The sequence below is a fragment of the Blastococcus sp. SYSU DS0552 genome (assembly GCF_054050815.1).
Genome location: NZ_JBJHAB010000004.1, coordinates 133,195 through 145,132, shown reverse-complemented (window position 1 = coordinate 145,132; position 11,938 = coordinate 133,195). Strand labels below are relative to the sequence as shown.

Genomic DNA, 11,938 nt, shown 5'->3' with positions numbered 1-11,938 from the left:
CGCTGGCCGGCCGCCACCCGTACGGGGGGCCCGGGTCCGGCCCCGCCCCCCGGAACCGGGAGGCAACCGGACGGGGCCGCGCCTCAGTCCAGCCCGAGGTCCCGTCGCAGGCGGGGCACGTCGAGCGTGAAGTAGGAGTGCTCCCGGCCGTCGAGCAGCAGCACCGGCACCCGGTCGCCGTACTCCGCCTGCAGCTCGGGGTCGGCGTCGACGTCCACCCGGACCGGCTCCAGGCCGGCGCGGGCGGCGATCGGGGCCAGCTGCTCGGCGGCGGTCAGGCAGAGGTGGCAGCCGTCGCGGACCAGCAGCTGCAGCCGCTCAGCCATCGGTGGCCTCGCCGGCCGCTGCGCCGACCGGTGCCGCGGCGTCGGTGCCGGTGAGGCCGAGCTCGCGGAGGCGGGCACGGCTGACCTTGCCGGTCAGCGAGTGCGGCAGCGACGGGAGGAAGTGCACCGACGTCGGGACCTTGTACCGCGCGAGCGACTCCGCAGCGTGCCGCTGCAGCTCCTCCACCGCCAGTCGCTCACCCGGCTCCAGGACGACGACGGCCCGCACCGCCGCCCCGGTGCGCGGGTCGGGGACGCCGATGACCGCGCTCTCCGCCACCGCCGGGTGCTGCTCGAGGACGCGCTCCACCTCGGCCGGGTAGACGTTGAAGCCGCTGACGAGGACCAGGTCGCTGCGCCGGTCGACCAGGTGCAGGTCGCCGTCGGCGTCTCGGTAGGCGAGGTCGCCGGTGCCGAGCCAGCCGTCGGCGTCCGGCCCGTCGGCCCCGTCGGGCCAGAAACCGGAGAAGAGGTTCGGACCGCGCACCCAGATCTCGCCCGGGCCCTCGTCGGCCTCGTCAGCGTCCTCCTCCGCACCGGCGTCCGCATCCCCGCCGTCGGGCGGGTCCACGGTGCGGGCGCCGACGGTCGCGGTGTCGCGCAGCTCCAGCTCCACCCCCGGCACCGGGCCACCGATGCACGCGGGCTTGGCCCGGCCGGTGGCCAGGGTGCTGGCCACGACGGGCGCCGCCTCGGTGAGCCCGTAGCCCTCCCACACGGTGACGCCGGCCCGCTCGCGCATCGCCGTCCAGACCTCCTCGGGCAGCGGCGCGGCTCCGGCAGAGGCCACGCGCACGGCCGCGAAGCCACGGCGCAGCTCGGCGTCCGGGTGGGCGGGGTTCTCGAGGTTGCCCGCGTCGGCCGCGGCCAGCCAGGCCTGGTACATCGGCGGGGCGCCCGGCACGGCGGTGACGCCCTCCTCCGCCATCACCGCCAGGGACGCGCGCGGATCGAAGCTCTCCTGCAGCACGGCGCAGGCCCCGGTGGCCGCGACCAGCCCGAAGCCCGCGTTGAGCCCGTACACGTGGAAGAGCGGCAGCACCAGGAGCACCCGGTCGTCGGGGCGGACCGGCGGCGAGGTCATGGCCAGGCACTGCTGCTGGTTGGCGCGCAGCGCCCCCGAGGTGAGCATCGCGCCGCGCGGCCGGCCGGTGGTCCCGCTGGTGTAGCAGAGGAAGGCCAGCGCGGCGGGGTCGTCGGGCACGGTGGGCGCCGGGCCGTCGGCCGCGGGCGGACCGGGGCAGACCGGCACGCCGGCCAGCGGGTCGCGGACGCCGGGCGCCACCAGGAGCGCGGCCCCGGAGTCGGTGAGGACGTGCTCGAGCTCCGGGTCGGTGTAGGCGGTGTTCACCGGGACGACGACGAGCCCGGCGCGCAGACCGCCCAGCACCGCCCGCAACCAGTCCAGCCCGTTCGGCAGCTGCACGGCGACGCGGTCGCCGGCGGTCAGCCCGCGGTCGGCGTACCCCGCGGCCGCCCGGTCCGCCGCCGCGTCCAGCTCGCCCCAGCTGAGCCGGCGGTCCCCGGTCACCACCGCCGGGGCGTCGGGGTCGCGCTGCGCGGCGGCGCGTACCAGCGCGGCCAGCGACGTGCCTGCCTCGGACACGGACATCTCCTGTCGTCGGTGCGGCGCAGCCCCGGTCGGGGGACGCGTGGGACGCGCCCGGGTGGGCTGCCGTGGACGGCCAGGGGCGATGTTGTCACCATGGGGCCTGCGACGCAGCCCATGCGCGCCGTGACGGCGCGCGTGGCGAACGAGGACGGTCCAGGCACAGCGGGCCGACGAGGAGGTCGAACGCCCGCATGCCGCACCCCCTGGACGCCGGGCGGCCGCCCGGTGCCGGCCCCCGCCCGCGTCCGACGCCGTTCCCCCGCGCGAGCGCGGGGGAACGGCGGGTTCCTGGAGCGCTCGCCTCGCTCACCGGCCCTCCGGACGACGACGCCGACCCCCTCCCCGTGGAGGTCGCCGCGGAGCTCGCCGACGCCGGTGCGGGCCTCGTGGCGGCCGGGGACGTCGACGTGTGGGGGCTGGTCCGCCGGGCCCAGGGCGGGGACGCCGAGGCGTTCGGGCGGCTCTACGACCACTACGTGACGCTGGTGCACCGGTACGCCTACCACCGGGTCGGCGACCGCGCGACGGCCGAGGACGTCACCAGCGAGACGTTCGTGCGGGCGCTGCGGCGCATCGACTCGCTGTCGTTCCAGGGTCGTGACGTCGGCGCCTGGCTGGTGACGATCGCCCGGAACATCATCCGCGACCAGGTGAAGAGCAGCCGCTTCCGGCTGGAGGTCAGCACCGCGGACATGCGGGACGCCGACCGGGCGACCGACGGGCCCGAGGACGCCGTGCTGCAGCACCTGACCAACGAGGAGCTCCTGGCGTGCGTGAGGCAGCTGGGGGGCGAGCAGCAGGAGTGCATCGTGCTGCGTTTCATGCACGGTCTGTCCGTCTCCGAGACTGCCGAGATCATGGGGAAGAAGGACGGCGCGATCAAGGCGCTCCAGCACCGGGCGGTCCGGCGGCTGGCGAGCCTGCTCCCCGACGGGCTGCGGTGACCGCACCCCGGGGCCGGGCCGTAACCGGCCGGTTCGCTCCATCGTTGGACACGGGGCGGCGGACCCTCGCCGGGATGCGGACGAGCGCCGAGGCGAGGACGGGAGGTGGCGGGTGATCCGGCCCGAGAACGGCTCGACCATGACCGGTCCCCCGTCCGCACCCGACACCGGGGCGGCGCTGGCCGCTCGCCTCGAGCGCCTCGCCGCTCAGCTCGACACCGACCCCGAGCCGCGGTACCGGGCCCGCGCCCGCGCCCGGCTGGTGGCGATGGCCGCCGTCCGCACCCCGGAGCCCGCCGGCCGTTCGCTGCGCCGGCGGTTGCTCGCGGCTCGCGCGGTGGACCGCCCGCCGGCCCGGTGGCGGGGACGGCTGACCGCGGGGCTCGCCGGCGCCGCGGTCGGCGTCACCGGCCTGGCGGCCCTCGTGGCCGTGGCGGCCGGCGCGCAGCCGGGCGATCCCCTCTACGACCTCAAGCGCGGCACCGAGCAGACGCAGCTGGCGCTCGCCGGCGACAGCCGCGGCCAGACCCTGCTGGAGCTGGCCAGCACGCGCCTGGAGGAGCTCGCCCTCCTCGCCGCCGCCGGGGAGCCGGCGCTCGTCCAGCACACCCTGCGGGCCATGGACGAGCACACCGCCCAGGGGGCCACCTGGCTCACCGGGCGCGCCGTGGAGCTCCGCGACGCCGCACCGCTGGACACCCTGGCCCGCTGGGCCGCCGCGCACTCGGGCGGGCTCGCGACGCTGTCGGACGACGTCCCGGCGGCCGCCGCACCGGCCTACGGGGCGTCCACGGACCTGCTCCGCGCACTGACCGCCCGGGTCGAGGGGCTGCGCGCGGCGCTGCAGTGCTCCGCGGGCCCCCCCGTCGTCGGGGACGACGCGCTCGGCCCGGTCCCCGGCCTCTGCCTCACCGCCGCCCCGCCCGCGGTGGTCGACGAGTCCCCGGCCGCGGTTCCGCCCGACACCGACACCGACACCGACACCGACACCGACACCACCGTGCCGCCGTCGGCCGGGCCCGCCGAACCCGCCGGACCCGCCGGACCCGCCGCACCGCCCACCCCCTCCGAGCCCGGTAGCACCCCTGCGGGCACACCGCAGGCGCCCGGGCCGGGCAGCGCGCCCACCGGTGGCGCCACGGTCACGCCCGGCGCCCCCCGCCCGTCGGTGCCGGCCCTGCCGGTGCCCGGCGGGCCCGGACCGGGCAGCAGCACGACCCGGTCGGCGCCCCCACCGGTGCTCGACGTCCCGCTGCCAGGTCCGCTGAACCTCTGCCTGCCGCCGCTGCTCACGATCGGCGAGTGCTGACCACGACCTGACCCGGGGCCACCGCCCGGCTAGGGTCGCAAGGGCGGTGCCGGGCCGGCCGCAAGGCGCAGTTCCGGCGCACCGTGCCGGATCGAGTGAGGGAGGTCGCCGTGCCGCGACTGTCGGTGCGCGGTCGCCGTGCCGCGCAGTCCGCCGAGGAGACCCGCGCCCACGTCGCCGGCGCCGCGTCGGCGGCGGCGGCGGAGGTGGCGAGCCCGACGGCCGTCGAGCCCGACCTCACCGCTGCGGCGTTCTTCGACGTCGACAACACGATGATGATCGGCGCCTCGCTGTTCTGGTTCGCCCGCGGCCTCGCCGCCCGCAAGTACCTCACCAGCCGCGACATCGCCCGCTTCGCCTGGCAGCAGGCGAAGTTCCGCATCGCCGGCAACGAGAGCGCCGACGACATGCTCACCATCCGCGAGAACGCGCTCGCCTTCGTCGCCGGCCGCGAGGTCTCGGAGATCATGCAGGCCGGCGAGGAGATCTACGACGAGCTGATGGCCGACCGCATCTGGTCGGGCACCCGCGCCCTCGCGCAGAAGCACCTCGACGCCGGTCAGCGGGTGTGGCTGGTGACGGCCACGCCGGTCGAGCTCGCCTCGATCATCGCGCACCGGCTCGGGCTGACCGGGGCGCTGGGCACCGTCTCCGAGATCGTCGACGGCCGCTACACGGGGCGGCTGGTCGGCGAGCTGATGCACGGACCGGCCAAGGCGGAGGCGGTGCTGGCCCTCGCCGAGCGGGAAGGCCTGGACCTGTCCCGCTGCACCGCCTACAGCGACTCGGCCAACGACCTGCCCATGCTGTCCCTCACCGGCACGGCGGTGGCGGTCAACCCCGACACCGAGCTGCGGGCGGTCGCCCGCGCCCGGGGCTGGACCATCCGCGACTTCCGCACCGGGCGGAAGGCCGCGAAGATCGGCGTGCCGACGGTGGCCGCCGCCGCGCTCTCCGGCGGGCTGGTCGGTGGCGCGCTCGCCCTGCGCCGCCGCAACAAGTTGCCCTGGTGAGAGGACCCTCGTCCTCCCACGCCTCGCACGCTCGGCGCGGGCCCCTGACGAGGGCCTTCAGCTGAAGACGCTCCTGCGGCGCAGGAGCAGCTGGTAGAGCGAGTGCTGGATGGTCTCCCGCACCTGGTCGGTCAGGTTGAACACCAGCATCGGGTCCTCCGCGGCGGCCGGTCCGTAGGACGCCGTCTCGATCGGCGCCCCGAAGGCGATCAGCCACTTGGAGGGCAGCGGCACCAGGCCCAGCGGGCCCAGCAGCGGGAAGGTGGGGGTGATAGGGACGTACGGCAGGCCCAGCAGCCGCGCCGCGGTCCGGGCGTTCCCGATCATCGGGTAGATCTCCTCGGCGCCCACGATCGCGCAGGGGATGATCGGCGCCCCGGTGCGCAGTGCGGCGGACACGAAGCCACCCCGGCCGAACCGCTGCAGCGTGTACCGCTCCCGGAACGGCTTCCCGATGCCCTTGAAGCCCTCGGGGAAGACGCCCACCAGCTCGCCGCTGGTGAGCAGCCGCTCGGCGTCCTCGTTGCACGCCAGGGTCGCGCCGAACTTGCGGGCGAGCGCGCCCACGACCGGCAGCTCGAACACGAGGTCGGCACCGAGCAGCCGGAAGCGGCGGGTCGCCGGGTGCTCGTCGTGCAGCGCCACGGTCGTCATGAGCGCGTCCACCGGCAGCGTGCCGGAGTGGTTGGCCACCACGAGCGCCCCGCTGTCGGCCGGCACGTTCTCCAGGCCGAAGGTCTCCACGCGGAACCACTTCTGGAACAGCGGGCGCAGCATGGGGAGCAGCACGTGATCGGCCAGGTCGGGGTCGAAGCCGAACTCGTCGGTCTCGTACTCGCCGGTGAGGCGCCGCTCCAGGAAGTCGATCCCGCCGACGACCTGCTCCTCCCAGCCTGGCGGTGCCGACGGCGCGGCCACGCGCGGCTCGTCCTCGTCGGGACGCAGCCGGATGACCCGGGCCTCAGGCATCGCGCACCGCCCGGAGGTCCGGCGCCGGTGGGGCCGGGCGCAGCCGCTGCTCGACGGCCGAGGCGGTGTCGCCGAGGCGGCCCAGCACCGAGCGCAGCCCCCCGCCGACCGCCCGGACCGCAGCGGGGTCCAGGAGCGGGGCGACCGTGCGCGCGTAGTCGGCGAGCGCCGCTGCCGTGCTGTAGCGAGGGGTGTAGCCGAAGGAGGTGCGCAGCACCGTGGTGTCCACCACCCGGCCGAAGTTGAGGAAGCGCATCTGCTCCGGGGAGTAGTCGACGAAGCCGAACCGGCGCGAGAGGCGCCCGACCGATCCCAGCGCCGGTGAGGGGAGCGGCACCTCGACACGGCCGAGGCGGCGGATGGCCTGCGAGAGCAGCAGGGTGCCCTCGCCGCCCACGTTCACGGTGCCGACGAAGTCGCCCGCGGTGGCGCGGGTGAGCACCGCCAGCGCGTCGTCCTCGTGCAGCAGCTGCACGCGGGCGTCGTAGCCCAGGGCGGTGGGGACCAGCGGCATGCGCAGGAACCCGGTGAGCAGCGAGTCGATGCGCGGACCGATGAAGTTGGTGAAGCGCAGGACGGCCACGTCGACGTCGGGACGCCGGCGGCCGAAGGAGCGCACGTAGCCCTCGATGTCGACGCTGTCCTTGGCGAACCCGCCCGAGGGCACCTGCCGGGCCTGCATCGCCTCGGTGAACACGGCCGGGTCGCGGGAGGACGCGCCGTAGACGGCGCTGGTCGACTTCAGCACGAACCGGCGCACCGAGGGCGCCCGCTGGCAGGCCGCGAGCAGCTGCATCGTGCCGATGACATTGAGCTCCTTCATCGGCACCCGTCCACCGGAGCCGGCGGGCGTCGAGCTGATGTTCATGTGCACGACGGTGTCGACCGACGCCGCCGCGATGACCTTGCCGATCAGCGGATTGCGGATGTCGGCCCGCACGAACTCGGTACGGCCCAACCGGCGCAGCATGGCCGGGGAGGGCGGGACGGTGTCCACGCCGATGACCCGCTGGATGCGCGGATCGGTGGCGAGCTCGGCCGCCAGCGCGCCGCCCAACCACCGACTCACGCCGGTGACGAGGACGACCGCGGGCGGCACGAGCCTCAGCTCACTTCTTGTTGCGGCGCTGGACGCGCGTCTTCTTCAGCAGCTTGCGGTGCTTCTTCTTAGCCATCCGCTTGCGCCGCTTCTTGATGACCGAACCCACGTGTGTGCTCCCGACTTCGTCGCTAGATGATCAGCTCGCACGCGACAGCGGGACCGCATCCCGGTGTCGCCCGGCGACCGAGCGTACCCGAGCCGCCCCGCGGTGACGCTGCAGCACGGTCACCCCCGGGCGACGCTGCGGCTGACACCGTCATCCTCCGGGCGCCGTCGCGGGCGACTGCCGGCCACGTCGCGCAGAGCCGGCCCGCACCCCAACCGGAAACCCGTCGGGGTCACTCGGTGCGACACCACAGCCGCGCGCGGCTCCCGTCGGGTGGAGCCGGCCCTCGGCCGCGTCCGGAGGCTCACCCCGAGCCCGCGAGGGGTGAGGAGGACGGGGTCCTCCCCCAGGCGACGACGTTGTCGCCGGCGCTCTCTCAGGCGATGTCGGTGTAGGCGTCGCGCAGGTAGTCCTGCACGGCGCGCTCGGGCACGCGGAACGAGCGGCCGACGCGCACGGCGGCGAGCTCACCGGCGTGGACCAGGCGGTACACGGTCATCTTGGAGACGCGCATCATCGAGGCGACCTCGGCGACGGTCAGGAAGGTGACGGCGGCGCGGGGGGCCGGGACGGCCGGGCGACCGATCGGCATGGCGGCCGGGTGCTGCGCGGGGACGGGGCGCCCCATGGCGGCGGCCGTCATCGGACGGCCCATCGGGCGGGGGACGGGCATCCCCGGACGGACGACGGTGGCGGCAGCGTGAGCGGCGTGGCGCTGGGGCATGGTCATGTCTTCGTCTCCGGAACCTAGCTCGTGTCGTGGCGCCGGCTTCCCCACCGGCAACTGAACACGCACGCGCTGGTACTGAGAGTAAGGGGGCGTGCGTGACGGAAGCGATGGTTGAAACGAACAGGCGGACCGGTCCGTCCTAGGCAGAACTACACCTATGCAACACGGTGCACACGCGTTTCGGCGCGTTTCGCGACACGGTAAGAACTCGGTGACGCAGCGTCGCCCATTTCCTCGCCTCCGTGCACTAGCGTGTTCGCCCGCTCACGCACCGTCCGGTCGATCTGTCGACTCGGGAAGGCGCCGGCACTGCGTCCTAGCGGCTCGACGTCAGGACTTGTCGGCACCCAGCTCCACAGAACGGGCGTGCGCCGCCTCGATGGCCGCCATCAGCGCCGCACGGACGCCGTGCTTCTCCAGCTCCCGGATCGCGGCGATGGTCGTGCCGCCCGGGCTGGACACCGCCTCGCGCAGCTGGACGGGGTGCTCCCCCGAGTCACGCATCATCACCGCCGCGCCCAGCGCCGTCTGCACGATGAGGTCGGCGGCCAGCGCGCGGGGCAGGCCCAGCAGGATGCCGGCGTCCACCATCGCCTCGACCAGGTAGAAGAAGTACGCCGGCCCGCTGCCCGACAGCGCGGTGACGGCGTCCTGCTGCGACTCCGGGACCCGGCGGACCTGCCCGACGGCGGCCAGCAGGGCCTCCGCCTCGTCCAGGTGCTCCTCACCCGCGTGCGCACCGGCCGACAGCACGCTCATGCCCTCGTCCACCAGCGCCGGGGTGTTCGGCATCACCCGCACCACCGGGACGCCGGGGGACAGCGCGGCCTCGAGCCGCGCGGTGGGCACCCCCGCGGCGACCGAGACGATCAGGTGCCCGGTGTCGACGTGCTCGGTGACCAGGCCGAGGAGCGTGTCGATGTCCTGCGGCTTCACCGCGAGGAGGAGCACGCGCGCCCGGGCCGCGGCGTCGGCCAGCGACACCGCCGGCACGCCGTAGCGCCCGGTCAGCTCCGCGGCGCGCTCCGCGCTGCGCTCGACGACCAGGATCCCGTCGGCCCCGCCGCGCCGGACCAGGCCCGAGAGCAGCGCCTCACCGATCTTGCCGCCGCCGATGATCGCCAGGCCGCGGCGGCCGGTGGCCGTCACGACCGCCCACCCGCGACGGGCACCTGCGCGCGGACGGCGCAGCCGACGGCCGGTAGGCGGCGGTCCTCGGTCGGTTCTCCCCAGGGCATGACGTGCTCCCAGCTCTCGGGCGCGCGGCCGCTCCCGGCCGCGCGCTCTCCGGTGATGGCGATCGGTCGCGGCTGGACGGACGCGACGGCCGGTCCCCCGTCGCCGGCCACCAGGACGACCGGGCAGCGAGCGGGCCCACCGGGGAACCGGCGGCGCGGGTGGACGGGCACGCCCGAAACCGTAGTGCTCCGGCGTGTGCCGGCTCAGGGCGCCGGGTAGCGCCGCCGTCATGGCAGGAGAACTGGACGGGATGAGGGTGGCCGTGCTGGCCACCGACGGTGTCGAGCAGGTCGAGCTGGACCGGCCCTGGCAGGCGCTCGAGGAGGCCGGTGCCGAGCCGGAGCTGGTGTCGTCCTCGACCGGCACGATCACCGCCTACGACCACATCGACAAGGGCGAGCACCGCACGGTGGACACCGACCTCGGGTCGGCGGACCCGGACGACTACGCGGCGCTGGTCCTGCCGGGCGGCGTGATCAACGGCGACTTCGTGCGCGCCGACGCCGACGCGGTGACCTTCGTCAAGGCCTTCTTCGAGGCGGGGAAGCCGGTGGCGGCGATCTGCCACGCGCCCTGGGTGCTGATCGAGGCCGACGTGGTCCGCGGCCGGCGCATGACCTCCTGGCCGTCGCTGCAGACCGACCTGCGCAACGCGGGCGCGAACTGGGTGGACGAGGAGGTCGTCGTCGACGGGAACCTGATCACCAGCCGCAAGCCCGACGACCTGGACGCGTTCGGGGCGGCGATCGTCGAGGAGTTCGCGGCCTCGCGCGACGCCGAGCCGGCCGACGCCTGAGGGCGGATCAGGACGTCGCGAGGAGGGTGGCCGCCGGGGCGATGGTCAGCAGGGTCCCGGCGAACACCAGGACGGCGAGCAGCCGGGCGCCGACCGGCTCGGCGCCCTGGCGCTCCCGCCACACGTTGACCCCGCTCACCAGGCCGGCGACCGCGAGCGGGGCGAGGAAGACCGCCAGGTGCGGGATCATCTCCCACAGCACCGTGGCCGCGAAGTAGATGCCCACCCCGGCCGCGAGGGCGATGACCAGCTCGCCGGCGAACCGGAGCCAGGCCAGCGCGCTCTCCCGCGGGGTGACGTCCAGGTCGGCGTCCGGGTCGCCGGCCCGCACGACCGGGATCGGCCCGGTCGAGGGGACGCCGTCGCGGGACGACTTCTCGGTGGCCGGCGCGTCGGTGACCGATGCCTCGCGGGCGGGCCGGCGCGTGGCCGTGCGCTGCGCGCCGGCGGCCTCGGCGGGCCGCCGCAACGGCGGCACCGGACCCGAGGGGTGCGGCACCCCGGGCTTGCGGTCCGGCCGCAGGCCGGGGATCGCGGCGGTCACCGGGTCGGCGGCCCGGCCCGACGCCCGGGCCCCGTGACTGCGCGCCGGGGCCGGCTCCGGCAGCTGCATGTCGCTGCGCCGCCGGCCGTACCCGGAGCGGTCGGCACCGGCGTCGGCGCGGCGCTGGCGGATCCCGGTGTCGTCCTCGTCCTCGACCCGGCGACGGCGGGCGGTGCGGGCGGCGGACTCGATTCCTGCCTCCCGCAGGATCTCGGCGAGCGAGCGACCTCCCGTGTCCGGGTTCCAGTCCGGCTCGGCCATCACGCGCCTCCCAACGAGTCCAGCCTGCGCAAGATGACTCCCTCGCGCAGCGCCCACGGACAGATCCGCACGGACGGTACGTCGAGCGCACGCAGAGTAGCGGCAGCCACGACCGCACCGGCGGGAACCTGGTGCGCCCGCGCGGCGGACACGCCCGGCAGCTCGGCCAGCGCCGACGAGCCGATGCGCGAGACGAAGCCGACCAGCTGACCCAGCCCGGTCGCGGTCAGCTCCCGGGGGACGCGCAGCCCGGCGCCCGACGGCGCGGCCCCGGCGAGCCGGGCGAGGGTGCGGAAGGTCTTGCTCGTGGCGGCCACCAGGTCCGGCGGACCGGCCGCGGCGATCTTCTCCGCCGCCGGCCCGAGCAGGTCGGCGGCGTGCGCGGCGAGCTCGTCCAGGGCTGCGAGGTCGGGGCGTCCACCCTCCTCCGCCCGGGGCAGGAACCGCCGCGTCATCCGGCCCGCCCCCAGGGGGAGGGAGAGGGCCACCTCGGGGTCCTCGTCGATGCCCGCGGCGAGCTCCAGGGAGCCCCCGCCGATGTCGAGCACCAGCAGCCGGCCGGCGCTCCAGCCGAACCAGCGCCGGACGGCGAGGAAGGTCAGCCGCGCCTCCTCCTCGCCGCTGAGCACCTGCAGCTCCACACCGGTGCGCCGCTGGACCCGGTCCAGCACCTCCAGGCCGTTGGCCGCCTCGCGGATGGCCGAGGTGACCAGCGCCATGAACTCGTCGCAGCGCTGCGCCTCCGCCTGCGCGCGGGCGTCCTGCACCGCCTGGAGGAGCGCCTTCTCCCCCGCCTTGGACAGCACGTCGTCGGGCCCCACGTGCTCGGCCAGCCGGAGCACCGACCTGTCGTCGTGCATCGGCGTGGGGTGCGCACCGCGGTGGGCGTCCACCACCAGCAGATGCACGGTGTTCGATCCGACGTCCAGCACACCCAACCGCATGCGAGCGATTCTGCCTGGCCCCCTCCAGAGGCTCGCGCCGAGC

The 11,938-nt window shown here is 75.5% G+C and carries 14 protein-coding genes; 4 read left to right on the top strand and 10 right to left on the bottom strand.

Going from position 1 to position 11,938, the window contains the following annotated elements; genetic code table 11:
• Positions 1-83 precede the first annotated feature (83 nt).
• Both ACI8AG_RS05775 and ACI8AG_RS05770 read right to left on the bottom strand, forming a co-directional pair.
• Positions 84-326, bottom strand: a complete 243-nt coding sequence (locus tag ACI8AG_RS05775) for a glutaredoxin family protein (protein WP_456589134.1) — start codon at positions 324-326, stop codon at positions 84-86.
• Positions 319-1,938 carry an AMP-binding protein gene (locus ACI8AG_RS05770; RefSeq protein ID WP_456596265.1) on the bottom strand — a complete coding sequence of 540 codons (1,620 nt, stop codon included), beginning with the start codon at positions 1,936-1,938 and terminating at the stop codon, positions 319-321. Before ACI8AG_RS05770 ends, ACI8AG_RS05775 begins: the two co-directional genes overlap by 8 nt.
• Before the next feature lie 191 nt (positions 1,939-2,129).
• Here ACI8AG_RS05770 and ACI8AG_RS05765 point away from each other — a divergent pair, with 191 nt between their 5' ends.
• From ACI8AG_RS05765 to ACI8AG_RS05755, 3 genes are all read left to right on the top strand, one after another.
• Positions 2,130-2,882 (top strand): sigma-70 family RNA polymerase sigma factor, encoded by a 753-nt coding sequence (locus ACI8AG_RS05765; RefSeq protein WP_456596264.1) that lies wholly within the window; start codon positions 2,130-2,132, stop codon positions 2,880-2,882.
• Positions 2,883-3,021: 139 nt separating this feature from the next.
• Complete coding sequence (locus tag ACI8AG_RS05760; protein WP_456596263.1) at positions 3,022-4,191, top strand: DUF5667 domain-containing protein; 1,170 nt, start codon at positions 3,022-3,024, stop codon at positions 4,189-4,191.
• A 110-nt stretch (positions 4,192-4,301) separates the two neighbouring features.
• On the top strand, positions 4,302-5,204 hold the full coding sequence (locus tag ACI8AG_RS05755) for an HAD family hydrolase (RefSeq protein WP_456589138.1): 903 nt from the start codon (positions 4,302-4,304) through the stop codon (positions 5,202-5,204).
• A 57-nt stretch (positions 5,205-5,261) separates the two neighbouring features.
• Here the strand turns inward: ACI8AG_RS05755 and ACI8AG_RS05750 are convergent, their stop codons facing one another.
• The 6 genes from ACI8AG_RS05750 to ACI8AG_RS05725 all read right to left on the bottom strand — a co-directional run bounded on the left by ACI8AG_RS05750 (position 5,262) and on the right by ACI8AG_RS05725 (position 9,520).
• Positions 5,262-6,173: a lysophospholipid acyltransferase family protein gene (locus ACI8AG_RS05750; RefSeq protein WP_456596262.1), complete on the bottom strand. Its 912-nt coding sequence runs from the start codon at positions 6,171-6,173 to the stop codon at positions 5,262-5,264.
• Positions 6,166-7,242 (bottom strand): NAD-dependent epimerase/dehydratase family protein, encoded by a 1,077-nt coding sequence (locus ACI8AG_RS05745; protein ID WP_456596261.1) that lies wholly within the window; start codon positions 7,240-7,242, stop codon positions 6,166-6,168. The genes ACI8AG_RS05750 and ACI8AG_RS05745 overlap by 8 nt, the downstream gene beginning before the upstream one ends.
• A 40-nt stretch (positions 7,243-7,282) precedes the next feature.
• A complete protein-coding gene (locus ACI8AG_RS05740; RefSeq protein WP_012854759.1) occupies positions 7,283-7,381 on the bottom strand; it encodes a 30S ribosomal protein bS22 in 99 nt (32 codons plus the stop codon).
• A gap of 376 nt (positions 7,382-7,757) precedes the next feature.
• Entirely contained in the window at positions 7,758-8,111 is a 354-nt protein-coding gene (locus ACI8AG_RS05735; protein WP_456589141.1) for a helix-turn-helix domain-containing protein, read from the bottom strand.
• Between the two features lie 330 nt (positions 8,112-8,441).
• Positions 8,442-9,260 (bottom strand): pyrroline-5-carboxylate reductase, encoded by an 819-nt coding sequence (gene proC, locus ACI8AG_RS05730; RefSeq protein ID WP_456596260.1) that lies wholly within the window; start codon positions 9,258-9,260, stop codon positions 8,442-8,444.
• Entirely contained in the window at positions 9,257-9,520 is a 264-nt protein-coding gene (locus tag ACI8AG_RS05725; protein ID WP_456596259.1) for a hypothetical protein, read from the bottom strand. The genes proC and ACI8AG_RS05725 overlap by 4 nt, the downstream gene beginning before the upstream one ends.
• A gap of 59 nt (positions 9,521-9,579) precedes the next feature.
• On the opposite strand from ACI8AG_RS05725, the gene ACI8AG_RS05720 reads away from it, so the two are divergent.
• A complete protein-coding gene (locus ACI8AG_RS05720; RefSeq protein WP_456596258.1) occupies positions 9,580-10,146 on the top strand; it encodes a type 1 glutamine amidotransferase domain-containing protein in 567 nt (188 codons plus the stop codon).
• 7 nt (positions 10,147-10,153) lie between these two features.
• On the opposite strand, the gene ACI8AG_RS05715 is transcribed toward ACI8AG_RS05720, so the two are convergent.
• Both ACI8AG_RS05715 and ACI8AG_RS05710 read right to left on the bottom strand, forming a co-directional pair.
• A complete protein-coding gene (locus ACI8AG_RS05715) occupies positions 10,154-10,951 on the bottom strand; it encodes a hypothetical protein (protein WP_456596257.1) in 798 nt (265 codons plus the stop codon).
• Positions 10,951-11,895 (bottom strand): Ppx/GppA phosphatase family protein, encoded by a 945-nt coding sequence (locus ACI8AG_RS05710; RefSeq protein ID WP_456589146.1) that lies wholly within the window; start codon positions 11,893-11,895, stop codon positions 10,951-10,953. The genes ACI8AG_RS05715 and ACI8AG_RS05710 overlap by 1 nt, the downstream gene beginning before the upstream one ends.
• Positions 11,896-11,938: the final 43 nt, after the last annotated feature.